Genomic DNA, 24,689 nt, shown 5'->3' with positions numbered 1-24,689 from the left:
TCTTTTTGCAGACCGTATCGCCACGGCCCGCATCGCGCAATAATATTTCGCCGCGAGGCGCGCAAGCGCAATCGCCCCCGCAGGCAACGAGGGGTTTTCTGCCGGGCGCCGCGCCGCTATATCCTTGCACGACGCATTCAGGAGACAGTCATGGCCGAGACCAAACACAGCCGCGTTCTGATCATCGGGTCGGGCCCTGCGGGCTATACCGCTGCGGTCTATGCCGCGCGCGCGATGCTGGCGCCGGTGCTGGTGCAGGGGATGCAGCCGGGCGGGCAGTTGACGATCACCACCGAGGTCGAAAACTGGCCGGGCCGGACCGAGGTTCAGGGCCCCGACTTGATGATCCAGATGGAGGAACACGCCCGCGCAATGGGCGCCGAGGTGATTTCCGACATCATCCTGAGCCTTGATCTGTCGCGCCGACCGTTCACCGCCACCGGCGACAGCGGCACCACCTACACCGCCGATGCGGTGATCCTTGCCACCGGCGCACAGGCACGCTGGCTGGGGCTGCCGTCAGAAGAAAAGTTCAAGGGCTTTGGCGTTTCGGCCTGCGCCACCTGCGACGGGTTCTTTTATCGCGGGCAAGAGGTCGTGGTGACGGGCGGCGGCAATTCGGCCGTGGAGGAGGCGCTGTTCCTGACCAATTTCGCCTCCAAGGTGACACTGGTGCACCGCCGCGACAGCCTGCGCGCCGAAAAGATCCTGCAAGAGCGGCTGTTCAAGAACCCCAAGGTGGAAGTCCTGTGGAACCACACCGTCGAGGAGGTTCTGGGCACCGAGGCACCGCTGGGCGTGACCGGGGTGCGCCTGCGCGAGGTGGGCAGCGGCGCCGAGCGGGTGGTGCCCTGCAAGGGGTTTTTCGTGGCCATCGGCCATGCACCCGCCTCGGAACTGGTCAAGGATCAGTTGGAATTGCACAATGGCGGCTATGTGAAGGTGGAGCCGGGCAGCACCCGCACCGCGATTGCGGGGGTATTTGCGGCGGGCGATCTGACCGATCACGTCTATCGTCAGGCCGTGACCAGCGCGGGCATGGGCTGCATGGCCGCGCTGGATGCCGAGCGGTTTCTGGCGGGCGAGGACTGACACGGGGCCGGCGCCGTCGGCCCGCCCCGCCCGTCAATGCACGTTGACAGGCGCCATGTCGTTCTGACGGGCCAGCGCAAAGGCCAGCTTGCGGTCGCGCACCAAGGCGATGCGTTCGCCATTGGCCTCGTGCAGCGCATAGATCGTGCTGAGGCCACCGGCCTGCGCCTGCACGTCTTGCGGCAGGTCGGCCACCGCTACCGGGCGCACATAGACGATACGTTCGCCCGCTTCGGGGCCAAAATCGTATTTCGTGTTCATCGCATCCCCCTTACCGCTTGCGAATGGGAATTGCCTGCACCACAGGTTCGGGCAGCGCCCGTTTCAGGTCGATATGCAGCAGACCGTTTTCCAGCACCGCGCCCGCGACCTCGACCCCCTCGGCCAGCACAAAGCTGCGCTGAAAGGCCCGCGCCGCGATGCCGCGGTGCAGGAAGATACGCTCGCCCCCGTCTTCCGCCTGGCGGCCGCGGATCACCAGTTGCCGGTCCTCCATCGTCAGCGCCAGATCGGCATCGGCAAAGCCTGCAACCGCCAGCGTGATGCGAAAGGCATCCGGGCCGGATTGTTCGATATTATAGGGCGGGTAACCCTCGGTTCCGGTTCTGGCGGTGCGTTCGACCAGCCGTTCCAGTTGATCAAATCCCAGCAGATAGGGATGGGCGCCAAAGCTCAGTTTCGTCATCGGGCAAGTCCTTTGGAAGCGACGTGCGGGTTGCGGAGCCCCGGTCCGGGCACCCCGTTGGCTTAGATATGGGTCGCCGCCCGCCGCCCCGCAAGCCCCCGATCACCGCCTTGATCGCAGCCCCGACGCGGCAAGCCACCCCCTGCCATGAAACGGCACCCAAGAAAACTTCCTGCAAGGCGCGGAAATTGTTATATTCCCGTATCTGCCTGCCGCGACTCGGCCGGCGGGTGGCCCTATCCGCGACCTTGATCCATCGTCCAGGACAGCCTGACATGAACGCGCATATCGAGATGAACCCCGAAGAGGTGCTCCGCGTGAAGCTGGAGGTGCTCAAGCGCGAGCACCGCGATCTGGACGAGGCGATCACCGCGCTGGCCCAGTCGGGCCGGGGCGATGCGCTGGCGCTGGTGCGGCTGAAAAAGCGCAAGCTGGCGCTGAAGGATCAGATCGCGCGGCTGGAAGACCTGCTGACGCCCGACATCATCGCCTGAGCCGCCATTGCGCCGTCCCGCGCGCTGGCTATAGTGCGCGGCGCGAAACAGGGGGCGGTTTGATGGATGTGAAGGTCGGAATCATCATGGGCAGCCAGTCCGACTGGCCCACGATGCGCGAGGCGGCGACGATCCTTGATGAACTGGGCGTGGCCTATGAGGCCAGGATCGTTTCGGCCCATCGCACACCGGACCGGCTGTGGGCCTATGGCAAGGCGGCGGCTGACCGCGGCCTGCATGTGATCATCGCGGGGGCTGGGGGGGCGGCGCATCTGCCCGGCATGATGGCGTCGAAAACGCGGGTGCCGGTGATCGGCGTGCCGGTGCAGACGCGCGCGCTGTCGGGCGTGGACAGCCTCTATTCGATCGTGCAGATGCCCAAGGGCTACCCCGTGGCCACCATGGCCATCGGGGCTGCGGGGGCGGCCAATGCCGGACTGATGGCTGCGGGCATCCTTGCGCTGAACGACCCGTCGCTTGCGGCCCGGCTGGATGCGTGGCGCGCGGCGCTGTCGGCCTCGATCCCCGAGGAGCCGGCCGATGACTGAGCCGCTTGCCCCCGGTGCCACCATCGGCATTCTTGGCGGTGGCCAGTTGGGCCGGATGCTGTCGGTCGCGGCCAGCCGTCTGGGGCTCAAGACCCATATCTATGAGCCGGGCGCCAACCCGCCCGCCGCCGATGTCGCTCATCGCGTGATGACGGCAGGCTATGACGATACGACGGCACTTGCGGCCTTTGCCGCGTCGGTCGATGTCATCACCTATGAATTCGAAAACATCCCAACCGCCGCGCTGGACCAACTGGAGGCGCTGCGCCCGATCCGCCCGAACCGAAACGCGCTGGCGATCAGCCAGGACCGGATCAGCGAAAAGGCCTTTCTGAACGAGATCGGGCTGACCACCGCCCCCTGGGCCATCGTGACCACCGCCGCCGATCTGGATGCAGCCCTGACCCGGATCGGGGCGCCCGCGATCCTGAAGACCACGCGGCTGGGCTATGACGGCAAGGGCCAGGCCAGGATCATGGCCCCCGCCGATGCCCCCGCGGCACTGGCCGAAATGCAGGGCGCCCCGGCGGTGCTGGAAGGGTTTGTCGATTTCAGCCGCGAAATCTCGGTCATCGCCGCGCGCGGCCTGACGGGCGAGGTTGCCGCCTATGACCCCGGCGAAAACGTGCATCGCGCGGGCATCCTGCACACCACCACCGTGCCTGCCCGGATCAGTTCTGCGCAGCGGTCGGATGCGGTGCTGATCGCAGCGCGCATCCTGAACGCGCTGGATTATGTCGGCGTGATGGGGGTGGAGCTGTTCGTGACCCCCGCGGGCCTGCTGGTGAATGAAATCGCGCCACGGGTGCACAACTCGGGCCACTGGACACAACAGGGCTGCGCGGTGGATCAGTTTGAACAGCACATCCGCGCCGTGGCGGGCTGGCCCTTGGGCGACGGCAGCCGCTATGCGGATGTGGAAATGCTGAACCTGATCGGCGCCGATGTGGCGCAGGTGCCGACACTGGCGCGCGAAGGCAACACCGCGATCCACCTTTACGGCAAGACCGAAGCCAAGGCAGGCCGCAAGATGGGCCACATCAACCGTATTCTGCCGCGGACATGAAAAGGGGGCCTTGCGGCCCCCTGCCCCCATCAGGGGCGCGAATACATGCCCTCGTAGATCGGCACGAGCGTATCGGTGTCGAACAGCGACGACACCGAGGTGCCGTTCCAGATGTTCAGGATCGCCTGGGCGAACATCGGCGCAGTCGGCACGATGCGAATGTTCGAGGCCGCTTTCACCGCCGCGCCCGGCTCGATCGAATCGGTGATGACCACGCTTTTCATCACCGATTTGGAAATCCGGTCCACCGCAGGCCCCGACATCACCCCATGACTGGCATAGGCGTGCACCTCTTTGGCGCCGCATTCCATCAGCACCTGCGCGGCCTTGCACAAGGTGCCGGCGGTGTCGATCATGTCATCGACCATGATGCAGATCTTGTCCTGAACGTCACCGATCACCGTCATCTCGGCAATCTCGCCGGGCTTTTCGCGGCGCTTGTCCACGATCGACAGCGGCGCGTTGATCCGTTGCGCCAGTTCGCGCGCCCGCGCCACGCCGCCCACATCGGGCGACACCACCATAACCTGATCCAGGCGCCCGGCAAAATGGTGCTGCACATCCAGCGCAAAGACCGGCGCGGCATAAAGGTTATCCACCGGAATATCGAAAAAGCCCTGAATCTGAGCCGCGTGCAGATCGAGTGTCAGAACCCGGTCCACCCCGGCCTCGGTCAGCAGGTTTGCCACCAGCTTGGCCGAAATCGGCGTGCGGGCCTTGGCGCGGCGGTCCTGCCGGGCGTAGCCGAAATAGGGGATGACGGCCGTGATACGCGCCGCCGACGACCGTTTCAGCGCGTCGGTCATGATCAGCAGTTCCATCAGGTTGTCATTGGCCGGGTTCGAGGTCGGCTGGATGATATACATGTCCTCGCCGCGGACATTCTCGAACACCTCGACAAAGATTTCCTGATCGTTGAACCGCTCGATCCGGGCATCGACCAGCCCCACGCTCATGCCCCGGTGCATCGACATGCGCCGCGCAATGGCATTGGCCAGCGAGCGGTTGGCATTGCCGGAAATGAGTTTGGGTTCGGTCATGGCGGCCATGGGGTGTTCCTCGGGGATGGCAGGGGCCGATGCGGCCGGATTCGCGAGATTGCGCCTGCCTTAGCACCGGGCTAGCCTGCCCGCAAACCCAAGCGCGCCACAGGGGGCTGCAATGCCGCATATCGACTACTTTTTTTCAACGATCTCGCCCTGGGTCTATCTGGCGGGCCAGCGGCTGGAGGAAATCGCGGCGCGGCATGGTGCGACCATCACCTATCGGCCGCTGGATATTCTGGCGCTGTTCGCGCGCACCGGCGGCACCGCGCCCGCCGACCGCCACCCCGCACGCATGGCCTACCGCGCACAGGAATTGCGGCGCTGGTCGCAGCATCTGAACCTGCCGATCACGCTGCGGCCCGCGTTCTGGCCCACCAATGCCGCGCCGTCGTGCTATGCGATCATCGCCGCGCAGGCCGCCAAGGCGCGCGGCGCCGAGGGCAATCTGGGCGCGCTGGTGCAGGGCTTTGCCCGCGCTTGCTGGGCCGAGGAACGCAACATCGCGGAGGATGAGGTGGTCCGCGATCTGCTGGCAGGCCACGGCTTTGACCCCGGTCTGGCCGACAGCGGCCTGTTCATCGGCGCCGAGACCTATGGCCGCAACCTGGAAGAGGCGGTCGAACGCGGCGTCTTTGGCGCGCCGTTCTACATCGTGGCCGACAGCGACGAACGGTTCTGGGGGCAGGACCGGCTGGAGTTTCTCGACGCCCATCTGGGCCGCCTGTGATGCCGTCCGGGGTTCGGGCGGGGCATCCGACCTGCTGGCAGGTCTTTGGCACAGGCCCGCGCCCGGCGCTGGCGGTGCATTGCATGCTGGGACATTGCGGCGCCTGGACGCGGCTGGGGGTCGCGCTGGCCGACCGGCTGACGCTGACCGCCTTCGACCTGCCCGGCCACGGCCAGAGCGGCGATTACGACCCGGCCTGCGGCATCGAGTATCAGCGCCTTGCAACCCAGATCGCGGCCAGCTTCATCGACCGGCCGGTTGACCTGATCGGCCATTCCTTTGGCGCGGGCGTGGCGCTGCGGTTGGCAGTGGCGGCCCCCGAGGCCGTGCGCAGCCTGACCCTGATCGAGCCGGTCCTGTTCGCTGCCGTGCGCCACACGCCCGAGGGCCAGGACGAGGCCGCGGCGCATGCGCGCTTTGACGCCGAGGTGGCGCGCGACCCCGAGGCTGCGGCCCGCGCCTTTCTTGACCGCTGGGGCACCGGCACCCCCTGGGAGGCGCTGGCGCCCGCGCAACGCGCCGCGCTGGTGGCCCGCATCGGGCTGGTGGACCTTGCCGGCCACGCCAATGTCAACGATCCCGGCACGATCTTGCGCGATGGCGGGCTGGAGGCGATCGACGCGCCGGTGATGATGATTCTGGGCGCCGACAGCCCCCCCGTCATCCACCGCGTCGCCGAAGCGCTGGCCGACCGCCTGCCCGATGTGGGCCGCGCCACCGTGCCGGGCGCGGGGCACATGCTGCCGCTGACCCATGTCGCGCAAGTGGCTGACCTGATCGGCCTCAACCTCGACCGCAGCTAGCCGCGCAAAGCCGCCAGAAAACTGTCCACCTCGGCCTCGGTGGTGGACCAGCTACAGACCAGACGGCACGACAGCGGCTGATCGCCCGCGCCCTCAAGGCTTTGATCGAAGGGCCAGAAATAATACTCCGCCCCCGACGCCAGCGCGCGGCGATGCGCGGCGCGGGGGAAATGGGCAAACACCGCATTGGCCTCGGTCGGGTGGGTCAGCCCGGCGCCGGGCAAGGCCGCGATCCCCGCCGACAGCCGCGCGGCCATGGCATTGGCCTGCCGCGCCAGCCGCAGCCACAGATCGCCCTCCAGATAGGCCTCCATCTGGGCGGCCGTGTAGCGGTGCTTGGACAGCAGATGCCCCGCCCGCTTGCGGCGCAACTCGAACTCCCACGCCTTTTCCGGGTCGAACAGGATCACCGCCTCGGCGCCAGCACAGCCGTTCTTGGTGGCGCCGAACGACACCGCATCAACCCCGGCCTTCCAGGTCATTTCAGCCGGGGTGGCACCGCACGACACCAGCGCATTGGCAAAGCGCGCGCCATCCAGATGCACCGGCAGGCCATGGGCGCGGGCGACCTCGCACAGGCCGTGCAACTGGTTCAGGCTGTAGACCGTGCCCGCCTCGGTCGAATTGGTGATCGAAACCATGCCGCGCTGCACGTTATGCACCCCGGCGCGGCCGGTAAAGGCGATGGCGCGCAGCAGCGCATCGGGCGTCATCCGACCATGAGCCCCGTCAACCAGCACCAGTTTGGCGCCGCCGGTAAAGAACTCGGGCGCGCCGCATTCATCCTCTTCGATATGGGCGTTGCGGTGGCAAAACACCGCGCCCCAGGGGTCGGTCAGGCAGGCCAGTGACAGCGCATTGGCCGCGGTGCCGGTGCCGACCAGATAGACCGCAGCCTCGGGCGCCTCGAAAATCTCGCGCAGCCGGGCCTGAACACGGGCCGTCGCCGGGTCGTTGCCATAGGGCATTGCGGCGCCTTCGTTGGCGGCAACCAGCGCGGCCATCACCTCGGGCGCGGCGGGGGCGGTGTTGTCAGAGGCGAAATTCATCACAGATCCTCGATGATATAGTCTTCCCAGTCATCCTCGGGCACCTCGAATTCGGGCACCGTCCAGCCCTGCACCGACTGGCCCGCAGCATGAACGCTGTCCGGATCGCCCGAAATCAGCGGATGCCAGTCGAACAGCGGCTTGCCCTCGTGCCGCAGCCGGTAGGCGCAGGTTGCGGGCATCCAGTAGGCGCAGGCACCGATCGTGCCGGGGGTCAGGCGCACGCAATCAGGCACAAACTGGTGGCGGATCGGATATTGCGCGCAGCGGCAGGTTTCATTGTCCAGCAACCGGCAGGCCAGCCGGGTAAAGGCCACCTCGCCGGTGTCTTCGAATTCGATCTTGTTCAGGCAGCATTTGCCGCAGCCATCGCACAACGCCTCCCATTCCGGGGGGGTCAGTTGGGCCAGCGGGCGTTCCCAGAAGCGGGGGCGAAGCTTTTCGGTCATGGCCAGAGCCTGCCGCAACGCGGGGCGGTTGAAAAGCTCACTGCGCGGTCAGAATGTCGCGCGCGCGGGCGCAATCGGCGCCCATCTGGCCGATCAACGCAGGCAACCCGTCGAATTTCATTTCCGGGCGCAGATAGTCGATGAAGGCCACCGACAGGTGCTGACCGTAAAGATCGCCCTCGAAATCAAGGATATGCGCCTCCAGATTGGGCTGGTTTTCGCCGAACATCGGGCGCACGCCCAGACTTGCCGCGCCGTTATAGGTGCCGGCCAACGGCCCGGTCAGCACATCGACCTTGACCGCATAGACCCCAAGGCGCGGCAGATGCAGCCCCTCGACGCCCATGTTGGCAGTGGGAAAGCCCAGATCCCGGCCGCGCTTGTCGCCGTGGCGCACAGCGCCCTCGATCCGGTGCCAGTGGCCCAGCATTGCCGCGGCATCGCGCGGGCGCCCGTCGGACAGGGCCTGCCGGATCGCGGTCGAGGAAATCTCAAGCCCGGCGGTTTCCAGCAGCGGCGCGATGGTCACGCCAAAGCCCATCGCCTGCCCGAAGGCCACCAGATCGGCGGCGCTGCCCGCCCGACCGCGGCCAAAGCGGAAATCGGCGCCGACGGTGACATGGGTGACCCCCAGCCCCTCGGCCAGCACGGCGCGGGCGAAGGTTTCGGGGTCCATCGCGGCCAGTTCGGGGCAAAAGGGCAGCTCATAGAGCCGCGCCACCCCCAGTTTTTGCAGCCGGTGCGCGCGCGCCTCGGCATTCATCAGCCGGAAGGCCGGAGCATCGGGGGCAAAGACCTGCCGCGGGTGCGGCTCGAACGTGACCACGCCCAAGGGCACGCCGTGGCCGCCCGCCCGCGCGATCACCGAGGCATGGCCCAGATGCACGCCGTCAAAATTGCCCATCGCCACCGAGGCGCCGCGAGCATCGGGGCCAAGGCCCTGCCAGTGGGTGAAGGTCTGCATGTCCCCGCGTCAATCGGTGTTGGGCGGGGCAGCCCGCCGGGTCAGTCGAACTTGCGGCTTGGCGCCAGAACCAGCGCCTCGCCTTTCAACACAACCGTATCACCCACCGCGCAGTGGGTTTCAAGGGTCACCCGTCGGCGCGAATGATCGATGGCGGTCACTTTCACCTCGGCATAGACCACATCGCCGGGGCGGACAGGGGCCATGAATTTCAGGCTTTGGCCCAGATAGACGGTGCCATGGCCCGGCAATTGTTCGCCGATCACCGCCGAAATCAGCCCCGCAGTCAGCATCCCATGCGCGATGCGACCCTCAAAGATCGTGTCGCGGGCGTAGTCGTCGTCCAGATGCACCGGGTTGCGGTCAGTCGAAACCTCGGCGAACAGTTCGATGTCGCGGTCGGTGATTTCCTTGCGCAGATAGCGCAGCATCCCGATTTCGAGGTCTTCGATGCAGATCGTTCCGCGCGGCATGTTGTCAAGCATCATTGAGAATCCCGTCCGGATCATGTTGCAGTGCAGCATAACGGTTTGATGACAGCCACGCAAGACCCGCGCAACTATTTATCCCGACGCGTCATTGCGGCGCAATTTTGTTGCGGGCCAGCGATGTGGCTCGGCCCGCAATCCTCACCGCAGGCGGCCGATCGACCAGATCGGGTCTTGCTGGCGTGTGGCAAGCCAGGCGCGCAGCAGATCAGGGTTAGGCGCATCCACATCGGGGCCGAACTGGTCAGCGGCCAGCCCCCCGGTGACAAAGAGCATATCCAGGTCTTCGGCTACGGCACCCGCCACATCGGTATTGATGCCATCGCCAATCGCCAGAATCTGCGCCGGATCGGCGCCGCCAAGGGCAGCCAGACGGCGGCTGGCCAGATCGTAGATCGGCGGATGCGGCTTTCCGAAATAAAGCGCCGTGCCGCCCATGTCTTCATACAGCGCCGCCAGCGCACCCGCGCAGTAGATGCGGGTTTCGCCCATATCCACCACCACATCGGGGTTGGCACACAGCATCGGCAGGCCGCGGGTTTTCGCCAGCAGGAACTGTGGGCGGTAATCCTCGGGAACCTCGGTCATTTCGTCAAAGGGGCCGGTGCAGACGATGCCTTCGGCCTGATCCAGGGGCACCCGTTCGATGGGCGCGGCCTTGGCGAATTCGGCGGGAATGTCGCGGAAAAATCCCTCGTCCTTGTCGGGCCCGATGTGCCAGACGCGGCGGCCCACCGCGCCCGACAGCATCGCCTCTTGCGCGGCATCGCCCGAGGTGACGATCACGTCCCAGGCATCGCGCGGCACGCCCATCGCATCCAGCGTGGCCGCCACCGCCCCCGCCGGGCGCGGGGCGTTGGTCAAAAGCAGCACCTTGCCACCCTTGCCCCGAAACGCCTGCAAGGCCGCGACTGCCTCGGGGAACGGGGTCACGCCGTTGTGCAGGCAGCCCCAGATGTCACAATAAACAGCCTGATACCGGTCAGAGATTTCGGACAATGCGCCGATGATGCGGGTCATTGAGGGGCCTTTCAGGGGCTGGGCGGGCAAGAGGCGCAGGCCCCCTGCCCTGACGGATCACAGTTTCAGCGCCGGGATGATCTGCTTTTTCCGGCTCAGGATGCCGGGCAGAACCACGGTGTCGCCCGCGACCTTGCAGGCAAATGACGCCTCGGCGATGGATTTCACCAGATCGTTGGGCACCAGAAGCGTGGCTTCCTCGTTCAGGATATCGACGATGAACAGCAGCACCTGATCGGCGCCGTCTTCGGCCGCCACCGCAGGCATCGCCGCCATCAGCGCCGCCTTGCGATCCAGCAGCACCTTGGGCGCGGTGGTTTCCAGCACCGAGACGCGCAACTGCTTGCCCGCAACCTCGTATTCCTTGCTGTCCATCCGCAGCAGCGCCGCCTCGGAATGGGCCGAAACGTCGGATTTGGCCTCGAACAGCGCCGCCGCGTGCTCGGCAATCGACACACCCAGATCGGCGGCCAGGCTTTCGGCCACGGCGCGGTCATGGGCGGTGGTGGTGGGGCTGCGGAATTCCAGCGTGTCCGACAGGATGCAAGACAGCATCGCACCCTTGATCGCGCGGGGGGCGCGGGCCAGATCGGCGCCGATCAGGTCGTGCATGATCGTGGCGGTGCAGGCCAGCGGGCGGATGGTGATGTCGATCGGCGCGCGCGTCTTGATGCCACCCGCCAGCAGGTGATGGTCGATGATGCCCACCACAGTTGCCGCGTTGATCGAGGCGGGCAGTTCGGCGGGGTTGTTGGTATCGACGATGACGCAGGTGTCGTCGGCTGCCACATCGGCGATGATCTCGGGCTGGTCCAGCCCCCAGTGGCGCAGCACAAAGGCCGCCTCGGTGTTCGGTTCACCCAGCAGCACGGGCTTGGCAGGGGTGCCTTTCACCTCGGTCAGATACCAGGCCCAGATGATGGGCGAGCCGGTGGAATCGGTATCGGGGGCCTTGTGGCCGAAAACCTTGATCATGGGATTGCCTTCAAAACGGGTCATTCGGGGCGCGTTATAGGCGCTGGCCATGGCATTGTCACGACAGAGCAGCGCAGCGGCGCGCGCTCATAGCGGCAGGCGGCGGATCGCAAATCCCTCGGCCTCCAGCAGGCGCAAAAGGCCGGTTTCGCCCGGCAGATGCAGCGCACCCGCGGCCAGCACGACCGGCCCCTGCTCCAGCGCGGGCAGGATCACCGCCATCCACGCGCGGTTGCGGCGGGTCATCAACAACTCTTCGCTCAGCGCGAATTGCGCCGCGACCTGCTCGGGCGTCATGCCCGAATTGGCCAGCGCATCGGCGCGGGTAAATTCCCAGATCAGCCAGATATCTTCGGCAAAATAGGCATCGGCCAAAGTAGCGGTGTAATCGTCGGCATGGGCGGCGATCGGCAGGCTGGCAAGGATCAGGTCGATTTCCTCGGCGTCGGTCAGCCCTTCGAACAGGCGCAGCACGGTGTCATAAGGCTCCAGCGCGCGGACGGGCAGGCCCACCGCCTCCGCGCGGGCGATCACCTGGCCATCCAGCCCCTTGGCGCCCGCCGCCAGCTCGGCCATGGCGCAGGGCGACAGCGCCAGCGTGGCCGCCGCATACCAGGGCTGAAACTTGGCCGCCAGAAACGGCGGAACGCCGCGTTCGTCCATCGCCGCAGCCAGCCGTTGCCAGTCGCCCTCGTCCATCCGTTCGGGCAGGGTTGGGCCGGTGGTGGTGAACATCAGCGCCGGGTCGCGGCTGATCGCAGCCTTCAGCGCGGCCTCTTCAGCGGGGCCACCCTCGACCAGCAGCAGCCGCGCCTCGGCCAGCAGCGGGTCAAGCCGCGCCAGGATCGGGACGTGGCGCGCATCGTCGAAATGATAGGTGCCGATCAGCGTCAGCACCTGATCGCCGCGCTGTGCCTGCCACAACAGCCCCGAGGCATAGGGCGCCGCAGCCGCGCGCACCGACAGATCAGCCTGCACCGGGGCCGGCAGATCGGCGATCAGGTTGCGCCCCACACATTCAGCCTGGGCGCCGCCCGCCCCCCCGACAACCAGCCCGACCAACAGCACCAGAGACTTCAACATTTCCCATCCTTCCGGAATTTGCCCAACCCTGCCACGCCCGCCGCGGCGGGCCAAGGCCGCCCACCCCCTGGCGTGCGCAAATTTTCGCGCGCCGCGGTGTTGACAGGTCGGGGGCAGGCGCTTAACTCAAGCGTCGTTGGCACTCTGCCAGTGCGAGTGCCAGTAATCCATAACCGGAACCAAGGGAGTTCACGAGATGGCTTTCAAACCGCTGCATGACCGCGTGCTGGTCCGCCGCGTCCAGGGCGAAGAAAAGACCAAGGGCGGCCTGATCATCCCCGACAACGCCAAGGAGAAACCGGCCGAAGGCGAAATCGTCGCCGTGGGCGAAGGCGCCCGCAAGGATTCGGGCGAGCTGATCGCGATGTCGGTGAAAACCGGCGACCGCGTGCTCTTCGGCAAATGGTCGGGCACCGAAGTCACCGTCGATGGTGAAGAACTGCTCATCATGAAGGAAAGCGACATTCTCGGCATCATCGCCTGAGATCGCTGACCGAACCCAACGAAATTCAGACAGCAGGAGCACATCCAATGGCTGCCAAGGAAGTCAAGTTTTCCACCGACGCTCGCGACCGCATGCTGCGCGGCGTCAACATTCTGGCCGATGCGGTCAAGGTCACGCTGGGCCCGAAAGGCCGCAATGTCGTGATCGAAAAATCCTTCGGCTCGCCGCGCATCACCAAGGACGGTGTGTCGGTCGCCAAGGAAATCGAGCTTTCCGACAAGTTCGAGAACATGGGCGCGCAGATGGTGAAAGAAGTCGCCTCGCGCACCAATGACGAAGCGGGCGATGGCACCACCACCGCCACCGTTCTGGCGCAGGCCATCATCAAGGAAGGCCTGAAGGCGGTTGCCGCAGGCATGAACCCGATGGACCTGAAACGCGGCATCGACCTGGCCACCACCAAGGTCGTGGAATCGATCAAGGCTGCCTCGCGCCCGGTGAAGGACAGCGACGAAGTGGCCCAGGTCGGCACCATTTCGGCCAACGGCGAGGCCTTCATCGGCCAGCAGATCGCCCATGCCATGCAGAAAGTCGGCAACGAGGGTGTGATCACCGTCGAAGAAAACAAGGGCATGGAAACCGAGGTTGAAGTCGTCGAAGGGATGCAGTTCGACCGCGGCTACCTGTCGCCCTATTTCGTGACCAACCCCGACAAGATGATCGCGGATCTGGAAGACTGCCTGATCCTGCTGCACGAAAAGAAACTCGGCTCGCTGCAGCCGATGGTTCCGCTGCTGGAAACCGTGATCCAGTCGGGCAAGCCGCTGCTGATCGTGGCCGAGGACGTGGAAGGCGAGGCGCTGGCCACGCTGGTCGTGAACAAGCTGCGCGGCGGCCTCAAGATCGCTGCCGTCAAGGCGCCGGGCTTTGGCGATCGCCGCAAAGCGATGCTGCAAGATATCGCGATCCTGACCGGCGGTCAGGTGATCTCGGAAGATCTGGGCATGAAGCTGGAAAACGTGACCCTCGACATGCTGGGCCGCGCCAAGAAAATCTCGATCAGCAAAGACAACACCACCATCGTTGACGGCGCTGGCGAGAAAGCGGAAATCGAAGCCCGCGTGGCCCAGATCCGCACCCAGATCGAGGAAACCACCTCGGATTACGACAAGGAAAAACTGCAAGAGCGCGTGGCCAAACTGGCCGGCGGCGTTGCGGTGATCCGCGTTGGCGGCATGACCGAGGTCGAAGTGAAAGAGCGCAAGGACCGCGTTGACGACGCGCTGAACGCGACCCGTGCGGCGGTTCAGGAAGGCATCGTCGTGGGCGGCGGTGTGGCGCTGGTTCAGGCGGCCAAGGGGCTTGACGGCCTGACGGGCGCGAACTCGGACCAGAACGCCGGGATCGCCATCGTGCGCCGCGCGCTGGAAGCGCCGCTGCGCCAGATCGCGGAAAACGCCGGCGTCGACGGCGCCGTGGTGGCGGGCAAGGTCCGCGAATCCTCGGATCTGGCCTTCGGCTTCAACGCGCAGACCGAAGAATATGGCGACATGTTCAAGTTCGGCGTGATCGACCCGGCCAAAGTCACCCGCACCGCGCTGGAAGATGCGGCCTCGATCGCGGGCCTGCTGATCACCACCGAGGCGATGGTGGCCGAAAAGCCCGAACCCAAAGGCGCCCCGGCGGGCGGCGGCATGGGTGGCATGGGCGGCATGGACGGGATGATGTAATCACCCGTTCCGCCTGAGGAACGCGAAGGGCGCCCCGCGGGGCGCCCTTTTGCGTCTGGGCCGCGCGGCGCTGATGCGGCCCGGCCCCGTTCAGGCCAGCCGCGCCGCAAAATCGCTGGCGCGGGCCTGTGCCTCGGCGCGGGTCCGGCCCATCACGAAACCGGTGCACAGGCTTGCCCCATTGGCGGCCGGCAACAGCGCTGCATCCAGCAGGCGGGTCGGCACGAACCAACCTTCGGCCACCGGGGCGGTGATCCGGGCGATCACCTCGGCCATCGGGCGCGGCGACGCGGCAGAGACCGAAGCGCTGACGCCAAGACCGCTGCGCGCCACCGCGGCGGGATGCAGCACCACCTGCGCAGTCGAGGCATTGAAGCGGAAGTTCGGGTCAAAGACGATCAGGCGCCCGTCGCGGGCCAGCCCGATGTCAAGCCCGCAGACCCCGCGAAAACCCGCGCGGCGCGCTGCATCGGCCACGTTCAGTGCCAGCGCGATGCCCGCCGCGGGCAAGGCCACCTCGGGGTCGATCACGCTGCCCGACTGCCGCGCGGGCGCCGCAAACACCTGCTCGGCCGCGCCCAGACAGGTTACGACCGTATCAAGCACTGACAGGTTCACACACCAGCAGGTGATGACATCGACCGCCGCCTCCACAAGGATGCGGTCGATCCCCTGGGCGGCGAAATCGGCGCGCGCGGCAGACAGGTCGGCGTCGCGCACAACATGGCGCACCGCATAGCCCCAGCCCGTCGCCGCATCGCCCGCGGCTTTCAGATAGACCGGCGGTTGCAGCTGCGCCGCGTCCAGATCGGCAAGCGCGATCACCCGGCGAGCGGCCAATGCCCCCACGGGCACGAGCGCGGGCAGGTTTTCCTTGCTGTTCAACTGCCGCCACAGGGCTGGTGGGACCAGATGCGCCGCCTCCGCAAAGCGCCCCGCGCGCAGCGGATAGGGCCAGACCAGGCGCCTGCCCTGCCCGATCAGCCGGTCGGCAATCGCCTCGGCCTCGTCTGCGGTGTCGAACAGATGCATATCCTCGTCGATCCGCAGACCGGCATCCGCCAGAAACCGCAGGATTTCATCGGTCGCACACGAACGGTGGCGAACGCTGGGCAAACCACCCAGAAGGCCCAGCATAAGGGTCGTGACCGCATCAAGGTTCAGCGGCCGGTAGCCCAGAAGCCGCGTCTGTTCCAGATCGCTGCGCGCCATAAAGGCTGCGTCGGACGGAAACAGCAGATCGGCCCCCACGACAGGGTCAAGGCGGGGCAACGGCGTCATGCCAGAAACTCGGCCGCGGCATCTGCCAGACGTTGCAGGCGCGGCGATTGCGGATCGCCCGCGAAACTTGGCGTCTTGTTGGCATCCAGCAAGATGGCGCGGCCGTCATGCACGACGTAGTCGAATTTGCCGAAGTCAAACCCCATGCTGCGGCGCGCAGCCTCCAGTTCGGGCGGCACCTCGTCAAAGAACTCGTGCCCGACCATCGTGCCGGTCTTGACCATCGGATCGGTCGAAAACAGCCGGTAGCCATAACTTGCTGCGCCAAAGAACAACCAGCCGCGCAGCGCGAACAGATCGCCCTCGCGTTCGGGCACAAAGCGTTCGACCAGCAGATCCTCGCGCCGCCAGACCCAGCCCGGCACCTCCGCGATCGAGGCCAGAACCGGATAAACCCCCTTGGGCAGGCTTCGCGCCAGGTTCCAGTCGTAGCGCGCCAACAGCTTTTGCGCCTCATGCAGCGGGCGGCGGCGCGCACCGCGGCGTTCGGGGCCGCCGAAACAGTTGAGGTTGGTCTTGATGATGACCGGCCCGGCCCAATCGTCGCCCGGCGACAGGATCAGCGCCGAATAAAGCCGTTTCGAGATGTCCAGAACATCGCGGTTCAGCACCTCCACCCCGCCGGGCGCTGACGGGATGTCGGCCGGGTCGATCCGGGTGCGGTCGTGGTGCAAGATGCACAGGTCTGCCGAGGCAGGAAAACCCGGCCCGGTCTCGACCGTGATGCCGCGCGCGCGCCACAGCGCGCTCAGCGCATTGATGACATAGGTTTCGCGCACCGCGCCCCCCACATGCGAGATGCCGATCACTGCCATGGCGACGTGTCCTTCCTTGCGGCCGGGGCACAGCCCCCCGATGCAGGCAACCCGGTGTCCTTGCGGCTCGGTGGTCGGCTCATCGCGACCGGCCCATCGGGGAGGGGCTGGTGCGGCCGTGTTCTGCCACTGACTAACAGAAGCTACCCGCAGGCTCAATCCGGGCCCGTGCTGCGGTGTGGGGTCGCCTCGGTCGGGTTTGTCTTGCGGGAAGCGCGCAGGAGTGGAAAGGTTCGGTAACGAAATCGAGAGGGGGCGTGATCGCCATGAAATTACCGTCTTGCCTGCGTTACACCGCGCTTGCGGCCCTTGCCGCCGTGCTGAGCCTGGAACCGGTCGCCGCCGACCCCAGCCTGCCGACCGATTGCGCATCGGTGTTTCAGGGTCAGCGGCTGACCATCGTGGTGCCCAATGCGGCGGGTGGCGGGTATGACCTTTATGCCCGCGCGCTGGCGCCCGTGCTGACCGCAATCACCGGGGCCACGGCACAGGTGACAAACCTGCCCGGTGGCGGCGGCAAAACCGCCATCGCCCGCGTGAACGAGGCCCCGCCGAGCGAAATGGTCGCGCTGTTCGATTCCGCGACCGACGTGATCCCTTCGGTTCTGTCGGACGCGACGCTGGGCATGACCATGGCCGATCTGGAGGTGCTGGGCATCGTCCACAGCGACCCCGAAACCTGGCTGGCCCGCCACGGCATCGACCTGGCCGACCCGTCAACCACCCGGCTGATCAGCGCGGCCTCGATGATCGAATCGAACCTGATCCCGGTCGGTCTGGCCTCGCTTGCACTGGGCATCGAGAGCAAGGTCATCGCAGGATATAACGGCTCGGTCGAAAATACCGCGGCCATCCTGCGCGGCGAGGTCGATATGGCGTCTGCCTCGCTGACCACTGCCCTGCGGGCACGGGAAACAAACGATCTCGATCTGGCGCTGGTCCTTGCGGACAGCCCGCATCCGGCGGCCCCAGACGTGCCCGTTCTGGGCGGGCCGGGCGGCATGATCGAACGGCGCAGCGCCGGCCTGCCGGCGCCCGAACGCGCCGAGCGTCAGAGACTTGGGGAGATCGTGGTTGCGCTGGCGAACGGCCCGCGCACATTGTTTGCGCCCGCAAGGATGGAGCCGCGCACCAAGGCCTGTTTCGAGGCCGCCATGACTGCCGCCCTCGAAAGCCCCGATTTCCGCGCCGCCGCCGAGGCCCGCAAACGCCCCGTGACCCCCGTCACCGGCCCCGAAGCCGACGAGATCGTCGCGCGGATCGCGACTGCCTACCTTGACGCGCGCCCGCTGCTGGAGATGTTGCTGGCCAGCCAGAGCCGCTAGGCGCAGGAACGGAACGCTGACGTGACCGAGTTTTTCGACCCCCTGGGCATCGGTCTGGCAAATGTCTTCTCCTGGCCCAACATCCTGATCCCGCTGCTGGGGACGGTGCTGGCGATGATCCCGTCGTTCCTGCCGGGCATCGGCGCAGCCAGCCTGGCCGCGATCATGATCGCGGTGACGGTCACCTGGGAGCCGGTTTCGGTGCTGCTGCTGTTTGGCGCGCTGACCGGGGGCGCCACGTTCATGGGCTCGATCACCGCGATCCTGTTCAACATTCCGGGCAATGCCTCCAGCGCCGCGGTGCTGCTGGATGGCCACCCGATGGCGCGCGACGGGCAGGCGCGGATGGCGATTGCCGCATCCGCCACCGCCTCGGCGGTCGGTTCGCTGATCGGGGTTCTGGTGCTGATCGCGCTGCTGCCCGCGGTGCGGCCGCTCCTGTTGCAGTTCGGGCCTGCCGAACGGTTTTTGTTCGGGCTGTGGGGCCTTGTGGCGATCATCGCGGTGCCCAATGCCTCGGCCCTTCGGGCGCTGGCGGCAACGCTACTGGGGCTGACGCTGGCGCTGGTGGGCAGCGATCCGGTCAGCAGTGCGCCACGCTGGACGTTCGGAGCCTTCGCCTTGTTCGAGGGCTTTGGCCATGTCGCCATGCTGCTGGGCTTTTTCACGCTGGCCGAGGTGATTTCGTGGCGGCGCAGCTATGATCTGAAGCCGGTCGCGCCCGTCGATGCCAGCCGGGATTCGGCACGCGCCGGCATCCGTGCGGTATTTCGGCACTGGGGCCTGACGGGGCGGTCGGCGCTGATCGGAACGGCGGTGGGGATGATCCCCGGCGTTGGCGGCACGGTGGCAAGTTTCGTGGCCTATGCCCAGGCCGCGCAGGGCCGGGGCGCCGACCCCGCCCGCTTTGGCCAAGGCGACATCCGCGGCGTGATCGCACCAGAAGCGGCGGTCGATGCGAAAGACGGCGGCTCGCTGCTGCCGGTTCTGGCCTTTGGCTTGCCGGGCAGCGAGGGCGGGGTGATCTTGCTGTCGGTGCTGACGATTCACGGGCTTACGCCGGGCGCACCGATGCTGACCAGCGGGCTGGGGCTCAGCTATACGCTGATCTTCGCGCTGCTGCTGTCAAACCTCGTGACATCGGCGCTGGGGCTGGCCCTGGCGCCGCAGGCTGCGCGGCTGACGCGGCTGCGCATCGACCGGCTGGCGTTGCCGGTGCTGCTGGTGGCGCTGGTTACTTCGGTGCAATTGAACGGCACGCTGGCCGATCTGCATGTGGCGGTGGGCTTTGCCCTGCTGGGCTATCTGTTCAAACGCTTTGACTGGCCGCGCATTCCCTTCGTGATCGCTTTCGTGCTGGGCGGGTTCATCGAAACGAACCTTCAGCTATCGCAGCAGTTGCTGGAGGTGGGGCGGTTGCAGCCGCTACAGCGGCCCGGCGTGCTGATCGTGCTGGGGCTGATCGCGCTGTCGCTGTGGTGGATGCTGCGCAAGCCCGCCGCGGGCACCGCCGCCCAGCGCGGCCCCGCAGCGCGGGCCGAGCCGGTCTTTGCCGCGCTGCTGCTGGTGCTGGCGCTGGGGCTGGCGGTGATCAGCCTGACCGGCGCCCCGGCCTATTCGGGCTTTGCGCAAACGCTGGTGTGGTCGGCGGTGGCGGTGCTGGCGCTGATCCTGACACGCGGGCTGCGCGCGGGCGGAGGTTTGGCCGGGGCCGCGCTGCCCGCGGCCCACCGCCTGCCCTTTGTGGCGCTGGCGGCGCTGCCCTTGGGTATCTGGCTGCTGGGCCTGCCGCTGGCACTGGCGGCGCTGGTCGGGGTCTGGGTCGTGCTGGATACGCCCGCGGGCCGCTGGCGGATCGTGCGGGCCGCGGTCTGGGCCGGGGCCGCCGGGGCGGGCGTGGCGCTCTACCTTGAGCGGGTGGCGGCGATCCGGCTGCCGCCGTCGCTTCTCGCCTCAGCCTGGGGCGGGCTGGTCTAGGCCGCGGCGGCGCGCCGCGAACAGGCTTTGCGGGCCAGGCCCCGACTGCCCCGCCAGATGCACGGGCGAGCCGGTCTGCGCCGCATCGGGCGTGACGATCTCCATCAGGTCGAACCCCGCGCGGGCCAGCAGGCCCCGAAACGCATCGGGATCGCTGGGCGCATGGGTCAGCCGCGCCGCCCAGAAGGCGGCCCCCGCCAGCCTGATCTGCGCCGCCTCTGCCGGATCGAAGCCATAGGCTAGCGCCGCCGCCTCAAGCCCGGCGGCACTGATCGCGATACCCGCCGGATCGCGGCTGCGCGCGGCGCCAGACAGGCGCTGAAACCCCATCAGCTCCCCACCCGGCCGCAACACCCGCGCCCATGAGGCCACCACACTGGCCCGCGCCTCGGGCGGAATGAAATGCAGAACCGAATGCATCACGACCGCATCGACCGGCGCGCAATCAAGGCCCGCCAGATCGCCGTGATGCAGTTCGAACCGGGCCCCGATCTGCGCGGCAAAGCGCCGGTTCTGTTCCAGCGTCGTCGCGCAACGATCGGCCAGAACGATCTGCGGCCGGACCCCCGCGGCGCCCAGCGCGCGCAATACCAGCGCCGCCAGCCCGGTATCGGCCGCCCCAGACAACAGCACCCGGCACACCCCGCCCCGCGCTGCCGCAACCAGACGGGGCGCAAAAAACTCCTCGCCCGCGGGCAGCGCGCCGCCCTTCATCAGAAGGCGGATCATGCTCCAGGCGCGGTGATAAGGTGCGCAGCCATGAGCCGGGTCGCACAACCGCGGCGCCGCCTCGAACGCGAACCGCGCCAGTCCTTCCAGCGGTTCTGACGGCGCCACTGTGGCGGATTGGTCTGTCAGCGTCATTCCCTGCCCTTTCGCACTGCGGCCCACGGCCCTGCCCCGGCACCTCAGGCCCCCGGCACCTTAGGCCAAGCTGCCATGCCCGGTGATGCGACCAATCGCTTGCATCCCCCGTGTTGCGCCCGCACTGTGCCCTCGCAACCCCGACCCCGGACCACCCCGCATGATCGTCGTATTCATTCACGAATTGAACCGCAATCCGCTGCTCAAGATGCTGGCCTCGGCCAAGGGACGGCTGCCGCCGATCACGCCCGTCACCTATCAGCAGGCGTTCCGGCGGCTGGCCTTTCCGGCTGGCACGCTGATATTCACCGATTTCGAGTTTCTGGACGGTTTCGGCATGATGGCCGCCGCCGCAATGGCCGATGCCGCCCTGCGGCGCGACCCGCAGACGCGTGTGCTGAACCACCCCGCCGATGCCGCCGAACGCTATGCGCTGCTCAGACGGCTGCACCGGGCCGGGCTGAACCCGGTCGAGGTGACGCGGCTTGACGGCGGTGACCGGCCCACTCGCTATCCGGTCTTCCTGCGGCTGGAAGACGGGTGTCTTGGCGCCGAAACCGGGCTACTGCACACAGCCGAAGACTTCGACGCGGCCCTTGCGCATCTGCGCGCTACCCAGCGGCCCTTGAAACGGCGCATCGCCGTCAGCTTTGAGGCCAGCGCCGATGCCGAGGGCGGCTTTCGCAAATACGGCGCCTTCCGCATTGGCGATGCGATCATCCCGCAGCACATTCTGCGCAGCCCCGACTGGGTGGTGAAATCATCCAAAGGGGTCAGCTCGGCCGCCTTCGCCGCCGAAGAACTGGCCTTTGTGCGCGACAACCCGCACCATGAATTTCTGCGACAGGCAACCGATATCGGCGATCTGCAATTCGGCCGGATCGACTATACTCTGCGCGACGGTGTGCCCGTCATCTTCGAGGTGAACCCGAACCCGACCTTTCCGCGCTTTGACCGGGCCGGGGGCGAGCGCGCCGAGCGGCGCGAACTGATCCTCGCCCGCGTAGCGGCGGCCTTTGCGGCGATCGGGCCGCAAGGCCCTGCCGGGGGCACGATCCGCTTCTTGCCCCCCAAAGACTGCCACCGCCAGATCCAGACCGCGCGCTGGTCGGGGATCGGGCGCAGGCTTTGGGCCGCGCGCGCCTGGCAGCTTGGGCGCGGCGGCGCCTGAGGCTGGCCAGGTTGCGCGGCGGTCTGGCGGGGCGGCTTAGCCCAGCCGGTAGTTCGGGCTTTCGCGGGTGATCTGCACGTCGTGGACGTGGCTTTCCTTCAGCCCGGCGCCGGTGATGCGGACGAACTGGCAGCCGCCCTTCATCTCGGCCACGGTGCGGTTGCCGGTGTAGCCCATGGCGGCGCGCAGACCGCCGACCAACTGATGGACCACCGCCGCGGCGGAGCCTTTGTAAGGCACCTGCCCCTCGATCCCTTCGGGCACCAGCTTGTCGGACGCCGCATCCTTCTGGAAATAGCGGTCGGCCGAGCCGCGCGCCATCGCCCCCAGACTGCCCATGCCACGATAGCTTTTGAAGCTGCGGCCCTGATACAAAATGACTTCGCCGGGCGATTCATCGGTGCCCGCAATCGCCGACCCCACCATTGCACAGCTTGCCCCGGCAGCGATCGCCTTGGCGAAATCGCCCGAATACTTGATGCCGCCATCGGCGATGATCGGCACATCGCCCGCCCCCAAGGCCGCATCCATGATCGCGGTCAGTTGCGGCACCCCCACGCCCGCCACGATCCGCGTGGTGCAGATCGAGCCCGGCCCGATGCCGACCTTGACCGCATCGGCCCCGGCGCCGATCAGCGCGCGCGTCGCCTCGGCGGTGGCCACGTTGCCCGCGACCACCTGCACCGCATTCGACAACGCCTTGATGCGTTCCACGGCCTTGGCCACACCCTCGGAATGGCCATGTGCGGTGTCGATCACGATCAGGTCGCACCCCGCGTCGATCAGCGCGGCCGAACGCTCGAACCCCGCATCCCCCACGGTCGAGGCTGCGGCCACCCGCAACCGGCCCAGTTCGTCCTTGCAGGCATGCGGGTTCAGCACCGCCTTTTCGGTATCCTTCAGCGTCAGCAGGCCGGTCAGCTTGCCCTGCCCGTCGGTCACCAGCAGCTTTTCGATGCGGCGGGCCTTCATCAGCCCCTTGGCCTCGTCCAGATCGGCCGGCTCGGTCAGCATCGCCAGATTGTCGGCGGTCATCACCGCGCGCACCGGGGTGCGGTCATCAGAGGCAAAGCGCATGTCGCGGTTGGTGACGATGCCCACCACATGGCCGCGCCCATCCACCACCGGAAAGCCGGTGACGTTGTAGCGGTCCTGCAACGCCTTGGCATCGGCCACGGTCTGGTCGGGGGTCAGGGTGATCGGGTTGTAGACGATGCCCGATTCAAACCGCTTGACGCGGCGCACCTCGTTGGCCTGCTCTTCGACACCAAGGTTGCGGTGGATGACCCCGATGCCCCCGGCCTGCGCCATGGCGATGGCCATGCGCGCCTCGGTCACCGTATCCATCGCCGAGGACAGCAGCGGAATGTTCATCCGGATGGATTTGGTGACCTGCGTGGTCACATCGGCCTCGGACGGCAGCACCGAAGATGCGGCCGGAACCAGAAGCACGTCATCAAAGGTGAGCGCCTCGCGAATCTGCATGGATGCCTCCTTGGCAGCTTTCGTTTGGCGGTTCCCCCTTTCACGCCGCGCGCGGTTTGGCAAGCCCCTCAGGCGATGGCGGCGTTGGTTTTTACCGCCAACTGCCCCTTGGCCCAGAGTTTCAGCACGAAAACCGCAATCGGCGGGATGGCCAGCGTGGCCGCCACCAGCAACAGCCCCCCCGGCAACCGCCAGACCCCGCCAAGGGTCAACCAGAAGCTGGCTGTGGCGGCCAGCGGAAAGGTCAGCGCGCCCCACAGCGGGCTTTGCCCGGCGGCGAGCAGCCAGCGCCCACCCAGAACCAGCGCCGCCAGCAGCAGCGCCGACAGCACCCCAAAACCAAGTGCAAGCCCGGTGAACCCCATCCCCTGCGCCACCGTCCCCAGCAGCGACAGCGGCGCCAGATGGATCGCCAGCAGCGGGCGCAGCGGCGCAGGCACGGTTTCGCGGCGAAACTGATCAAGGCTGACCGCCCAGATCGCAACAGCCACACCCAGCGCACCCCAGAACAACGGTGCCACCAGCGCCGCCACCCCCAGCCCCTGCGCCACCATCGCCGCCACCACCAGACCGCTGAAATGCAAATGCCAGACTGGGTTTACACGGCGTTGTTCGACCGGGCCGCGGGCAAAGCCCACCAGCACCAGCCCGATCAGCGCCAGATGCAGAGCCAAGCCCAGCAGCAGCACCGGGCGCGCCTCATCCGGCGCATAGGGGCCAAGGCTGCCCGCCAGCAGATAGACCGACAACACCCCCGCCGCGACGCCTGCACGCCCCGGCAGCACCCGCAACTCGTCGATGATCATCCCAGGGCGTCGCGCGAATTTTACCGCGTAAGCCAATGCTCCAAAGAGAAAAAGAAGCGTAACCGCCCCCATGAACCCTTCCACCGCAGCCAGCGGCACCCCGAATTCGCCCGCACCGCGGCGCCAGGCCAGCCCCAGCCCCAAAAGCCCCAGCATAACCGGGAAAATCGCAGGCGGGGTGCGCCGCCATAGCCCTTTAGGGGTCGGCGCCGGGGGTTTGAAGGCCATGGGTCGCATCCTGTCTGTAACGCGTCGCGGCTCAACTTGCCTTTTTTTCGGAGCTGGTCAAAGGCTTGTCGCA

General features: G+C 67.0%; 26 protein-coding genes. 11 read left to right on the top strand and 15 right to left on the bottom strand.

Annotated elements, in window-relative coordinates:
• The first annotated feature begins 150 nt into the window (after positions 1–150).
• On the top strand, positions 151–1,092 hold the full coding sequence (gene trxB / locus C5F46_RS02220) for a thioredoxin-disulfide reductase (RefSeq protein WP_107323730.1): 942 nt from the start codon (positions 151–153) through the stop codon (positions 1,090–1,092).
• A 33-nt stretch (positions 1,093–1,125) separates the two neighbouring features.
• Here trxB and C5F46_RS02215 read toward each other — a convergent pair whose 3' ends face one another.
• A complete protein-coding gene (locus C5F46_RS02215; RefSeq protein ID WP_107323729.1) occupies positions 1,126–1,353 on the bottom strand; it encodes a DUF1150 family protein in 228 nt (75 codons plus the stop codon).
• 10 nt (positions 1,354–1,363) lie between these two features.
• Positions 1,364–1,777, bottom strand: coding sequence for an Hsp20 family protein (locus C5F46_RS02210; protein WP_107323728.1), 414 nt, complete (start codon positions 1,775–1,777; stop codon positions 1,364–1,366).
• A 275-nt stretch (positions 1,778–2,052) separates the two neighbouring features.
• Here C5F46_RS02210 and C5F46_RS02205 point away from each other — a divergent pair, with 275 nt between their 5' ends.
• The 3 genes from C5F46_RS02205 to C5F46_RS02195 are packed head-to-tail and all read left to right on the top strand — an operon-like array spanning position 2,053 to position 3,885.
• Positions 2,053–2,271 (top strand): YdcH family protein, encoded by a 219-nt coding sequence (locus C5F46_RS02205; RefSeq protein ID WP_107323727.1) that lies wholly within the window; start codon positions 2,053–2,055, stop codon positions 2,269–2,271.
• Between the two features lie 59 nt (positions 2,272–2,330).
• Entirely contained in the window at positions 2,331–2,819 is a 489-nt protein-coding gene (gene purE, locus C5F46_RS02200) for a 5-(carboxyamino)imidazole ribonucleotide mutase (protein WP_107323726.1), read from the top strand.
• Positions 2,812–3,885: a 5-(carboxyamino)imidazole ribonucleotide synthase gene (locus C5F46_RS02195; protein WP_107323725.1), complete on the top strand. Its 1,074-nt coding sequence runs from the start codon at positions 2,812–2,814 to the stop codon at positions 3,883–3,885. The genes purE and C5F46_RS02195 overlap by 8 nt, the downstream gene beginning before the upstream one ends.
• A 29-nt stretch (positions 3,886–3,914) precedes the next feature.
• Here the strand turns inward: C5F46_RS02195 and C5F46_RS02190 are convergent, their stop codons facing one another.
• Entirely contained in the window at positions 3,915–4,934 is a 1,020-nt protein-coding gene (locus tag C5F46_RS02190; RefSeq protein ID WP_107323724.1) for a ribose-phosphate pyrophosphokinase, read from the bottom strand.
• 112 nt (positions 4,935–5,046) lie between these two features.
• On the opposite strand from C5F46_RS02190, the gene C5F46_RS02185 reads away from it, so the two are divergent.
• Both C5F46_RS02185 and C5F46_RS02180 read left to right on the top strand, forming a co-directional pair.
• On the top strand, positions 5,047–5,658 hold the full coding sequence (locus C5F46_RS02185; protein ID WP_107323723.1) for a 2-hydroxychromene-2-carboxylate isomerase: 612 nt from the start codon (positions 5,047–5,049) through the stop codon (positions 5,656–5,658).
• Entirely contained in the window at positions 5,658–6,461 is an 804-nt protein-coding gene (locus tag C5F46_RS02180) for an alpha/beta fold hydrolase (RefSeq protein ID WP_107323722.1), read from the top strand. The genes C5F46_RS02185 and C5F46_RS02180 overlap by 1 nt, the downstream gene beginning before the upstream one ends.
• Here the strand turns inward: C5F46_RS02180 and C5F46_RS02175 are convergent.
• The 7 genes from C5F46_RS02175 to C5F46_RS02145 all read right to left on the bottom strand — a co-directional run bounded on the left by C5F46_RS02175 (position 6,458) and on the right by C5F46_RS02145 (position 12,489).
• Entirely contained in the window at positions 6,458–7,510 is a 1,053-nt protein-coding gene (locus C5F46_RS02175; protein ID WP_107323721.1) for a threonine aldolase family protein, read from the bottom strand. The genes C5F46_RS02180 and C5F46_RS02175 overlap by 4 nt on opposite strands.
• A complete protein-coding gene (locus tag C5F46_RS02170; RefSeq protein ID WP_107323720.1) occupies positions 7,510–7,959 on the bottom strand; it encodes a YcgN family cysteine cluster protein in 450 nt (149 codons plus the stop codon). The genes C5F46_RS02175 and C5F46_RS02170 overlap by 1 nt, the downstream gene beginning before the upstream one ends.
• Positions 7,960–7,996: 37 nt before the next feature.
• On the bottom strand, positions 7,997–8,923 hold the full coding sequence (locus tag C5F46_RS02165; RefSeq protein WP_107323719.1) for a bifunctional riboflavin kinase/FAD synthetase: 927 nt from the start codon (positions 8,921–8,923) through the stop codon (positions 7,997–7,999).
• Between the two features lie 41 nt (positions 8,924–8,964).
• Positions 8,965–9,408: a MaoC family dehydratase gene (locus C5F46_RS02160; protein WP_107323757.1), complete on the bottom strand. Its 444-nt coding sequence runs from the start codon at positions 9,406–9,408 to the stop codon at positions 8,965–8,967.
• Positions 9,409–9,552: 144 nt separating this feature from the next.
• Positions 9,553–10,431, bottom strand: coding sequence for a TIGR01459 family HAD-type hydrolase (locus tag C5F46_RS02155; RefSeq protein WP_107323718.1), 879 nt, complete (start codon positions 10,429–10,431; stop codon positions 9,553–9,555).
• Between the two features lie 57 nt (positions 10,432–10,488).
• A complete protein-coding gene (locus C5F46_RS02150) occupies positions 10,489–11,406 on the bottom strand; it encodes a manganese-dependent inorganic pyrophosphatase (RefSeq protein WP_107323756.1) in 918 nt (305 codons plus the stop codon).
• Between the two features lie 87 nt (positions 11,407–11,493).
• Positions 11,494–12,489 carry a TraB/GumN family protein gene (locus C5F46_RS02145; protein WP_107323717.1) on the bottom strand — a complete coding sequence of 332 codons (996 nt, stop codon included), beginning with the start codon at positions 12,487–12,489 and terminating at the stop codon, positions 11,494–11,496.
• A gap of 196 nt (positions 12,490–12,685) precedes the next feature.
• Between C5F46_RS02145 and groES the strand changes: the two genes are divergently transcribed.
• Both groES and groL read left to right on the top strand, forming a co-directional pair.
• Entirely contained in the window at positions 12,686–12,973 is a 288-nt protein-coding gene (gene groES / locus C5F46_RS02140) for a co-chaperone GroES (RefSeq protein ID WP_107323716.1), read from the top strand.
• A gap of 47 nt (positions 12,974–13,020) precedes the next feature.
• Complete coding sequence (groL, locus tag C5F46_RS02135; RefSeq protein ID WP_107323715.1) at positions 13,021–14,664, top strand: chaperonin GroEL; 1,644 nt, start codon at positions 13,021–13,023, stop codon at positions 14,662–14,664.
• Between the two features lie 90 nt (positions 14,665–14,754).
• Here the strand turns inward: groL and C5F46_RS02130 are convergent, their stop codons facing one another.
• Complete coding sequence (locus tag C5F46_RS02130) at positions 14,755–15,945, bottom strand: hypothetical protein (protein ID WP_107323714.1); 1,191 nt, start codon at positions 15,943–15,945, stop codon at positions 14,755–14,757.
• Positions 15,942–16,760, bottom strand: coding sequence for a hypothetical protein (locus C5F46_RS02125; RefSeq protein WP_107323713.1), 819 nt, complete (start codon positions 16,758–16,760; stop codon positions 15,942–15,944). Before C5F46_RS02125 ends, C5F46_RS02130 begins: the two co-directional genes overlap by 4 nt.
• 266 nt (positions 16,761–17,026) lie before the next feature.
• On the opposite strand from C5F46_RS02125, the gene C5F46_RS02120 reads away from it, so the two are divergent.
• Positions 17,027–18,085: a type 2 periplasmic-binding domain-containing protein gene (locus tag C5F46_RS02120; RefSeq protein WP_107323712.1), complete on the top strand. Its 1,059-nt coding sequence runs from the start codon at positions 17,027–17,029 to the stop codon at positions 18,083–18,085.
• Positions 18,086–18,106: 21 nt separating this feature from the next.
• Entirely contained in the window at positions 18,107–20,062 is a 1,956-nt protein-coding gene (locus C5F46_RS02115; protein WP_107323711.1) for a tripartite tricarboxylate transporter permease, read from the top strand.
• Here C5F46_RS02115 and C5F46_RS02110 read toward each other — a convergent pair.
• Positions 20,039–20,926: a class I SAM-dependent methyltransferase gene (locus C5F46_RS02110; RefSeq protein WP_133618299.1), complete on the bottom strand. Its 888-nt coding sequence runs from the start codon at positions 20,924–20,926 to the stop codon at positions 20,039–20,041. The two genes, C5F46_RS02115 and C5F46_RS02110, sit on opposite strands and share 24 nt — an antisense overlap.
• Before the next feature lie 160 nt (positions 20,927–21,086).
• On the opposite strand from C5F46_RS02110, the gene C5F46_RS02105 reads away from it, so the two are divergent.
• Entirely contained in the window at positions 21,087–22,097 is a 1,011-nt protein-coding gene (locus C5F46_RS02105) for an ATP-grasp domain-containing protein (RefSeq protein ID WP_107323710.1), read from the top strand.
• A 36-nt stretch (positions 22,098–22,133) separates the two neighbouring features.
• Here the strand turns inward: C5F46_RS02105 and guaB are convergent, their stop codons facing one another.
• Positions 22,134–23,582, bottom strand: a complete 1,449-nt coding sequence (gene guaB / locus C5F46_RS02100; protein ID WP_107323709.1) for an IMP dehydrogenase — start codon at positions 23,580–23,582, stop codon at positions 22,134–22,136.
• A gap of 68 nt (positions 23,583–23,650) precedes the next feature.
• Positions 23,651–24,616 carry a TDT family transporter gene (locus tag C5F46_RS02095; protein ID WP_235820056.1) on the bottom strand — a complete coding sequence of 322 codons (966 nt, stop codon included), beginning with the start codon at positions 24,614–24,616 and terminating at the stop codon, positions 23,651–23,653.
• Between the last annotated feature and the right edge of the window lie 73 nt (positions 24,617–24,689).

This window comes from Phaeovulum veldkampii DSM 11550 (assembly GCF_003034995.1).
In the GTDB taxonomy this organism is placed as follows: domain Bacteria; phylum Pseudomonadota; class Alphaproteobacteria; order Rhodobacterales; family Rhodobacteraceae; genus Phaeovulum; species Phaeovulum veldkampii.
Note: the sequence above shows the minus strand (reverse complement) of the source record. Positions and strands in the feature narration are given on the sequence as shown.

Excerpts from the sequence above, each read along its gene's own strand:
- trxB (WP_107323730.1), top strand. The coding sequence starts at position 151 with ATGGCCGAGACCAAACACAGCCGCGTTCTGATCATCGGGTCGGGCCCT.
- C5F46_RS02215 (WP_107323729.1), bottom strand. The coding sequence starts at position 1,353 with ATGAACACGAAATACGATTTTGGCCCCGAAGCGGGCGAACGTATCGTC.
- C5F46_RS02210 (WP_107323728.1), bottom strand. The coding sequence starts at position 1,777 with ATGACGAAACTGAGCTTTGGCGCCCATCCCTATCTGCTGGGATTTGAT.
- C5F46_RS02205 (WP_107323727.1), top strand. The coding sequence starts at position 2,053 with ATGAACGCGCATATCGAGATGAACCCCGAAGAGGTGCTCCGCGTGAAG.
- C5F46_RS02195 (WP_107323725.1), top strand. The coding sequence starts at position 2,812 with ATGACTGAGCCGCTTGCCCCCGGTGCCACCATCGGCATTCTTGGCGGT.
- C5F46_RS02190 (WP_107323724.1), bottom strand. The coding sequence starts at position 4,934 with ATGGCCGCCATGACCGAACCCAAACTCATTTCCGGCAATGCCAACCGC.
- C5F46_RS02185 (WP_107323723.1), top strand. The coding sequence starts at position 5,047 with ATGCCGCATATCGACTACTTTTTTTCAACGATCTCGCCCTGGGTCTAT.
- C5F46_RS02180 (WP_107323722.1), top strand. The coding sequence starts at position 5,658 with ATGCCGTCCGGGGTTCGGGCGGGGCATCCGACCTGCTGGCAGGTCTTT.
- C5F46_RS02175 (WP_107323721.1), bottom strand. The coding sequence starts at position 7,510 with ATGAATTTCGCCTCTGACAACACCGCCCCCGCCGCGCCCGAGGTGATG.
- C5F46_RS02170 (WP_107323720.1), bottom strand. The coding sequence starts at position 7,959 with ATGACCGAAAAGCTTCGCCCCCGCTTCTGGGAACGCCCGCTGGCCCAA.
- C5F46_RS02165 (WP_107323719.1), bottom strand. The coding sequence starts at position 8,923 with ATGCAGACCTTCACCCACTGGCAGGGCCTTGGCCCCGATGCTCGCGGC.
- C5F46_RS02160 (WP_107323757.1), bottom strand. The coding sequence starts at position 9,408 with ATGCTTGACAACATGCCGCGCGGAACGATCTGCATCGAAGACCTCGAA.
- C5F46_RS02155 (WP_107323718.1), bottom strand. The coding sequence starts at position 10,431 with ATGACCCGCATCATCGGCGCATTGTCCGAAATCTCTGACCGGTATCAG.
- C5F46_RS02150 (WP_107323756.1), bottom strand. The coding sequence starts at position 11,406 with ATGATCAAGGTTTTCGGCCACAAGGCCCCCGATACCGATTCCACCGGC.
- C5F46_RS02145 (WP_107323717.1), bottom strand. The coding sequence starts at position 12,489 with ATGTTGAAGTCTCTGGTGCTGTTGGTCGGGCTGGTTGTCGGGGGGGCG.
- groES (WP_107323716.1), top strand. The coding sequence starts at position 12,686 with ATGGCTTTCAAACCGCTGCATGACCGCGTGCTGGTCCGCCGCGTCCAG.
- groL (WP_107323715.1), top strand. The coding sequence starts at position 13,021 with ATGGCTGCCAAGGAAGTCAAGTTTTCCACCGACGCTCGCGACCGCATG.
- C5F46_RS02130 (WP_107323714.1), bottom strand. The coding sequence starts at position 15,945 with ATGACGCCGTTGCCCCGCCTTGACCCTGTCGTGGGGGCCGATCTGCTG.
- C5F46_RS02125 (WP_107323713.1), bottom strand. The coding sequence starts at position 16,760 with ATGGCAGTGATCGGCATCTCGCATGTGGGGGGCGCGGTGCGCGAAACC.
- C5F46_RS02120 (WP_107323712.1), top strand. The coding sequence starts at position 17,027 with ATGAAATTACCGTCTTGCCTGCGTTACACCGCGCTTGCGGCCCTTGCC.
- C5F46_RS02110 (WP_133618299.1), bottom strand. The coding sequence starts at position 20,926 with ATGACGCTGACAGACCAATCCGCCACAGTGGCGCCGTCAGAACCGCTG.
- C5F46_RS02105 (WP_107323710.1), top strand. The coding sequence starts at position 21,087 with ATGATCGTCGTATTCATTCACGAATTGAACCGCAATCCGCTGCTCAAG.
- guaB (WP_107323709.1), bottom strand. The coding sequence starts at position 23,582 with ATGCAGATTCGCGAGGCGCTCACCTTTGATGACGTGCTTCTGGTTCCG.
- C5F46_RS02095 (WP_235820056.1), bottom strand. The coding sequence starts at position 24,616 with ATGGCCTTCAAACCCCCGGCGCCGACCCCTAAAGGGCTATGGCGGCGC.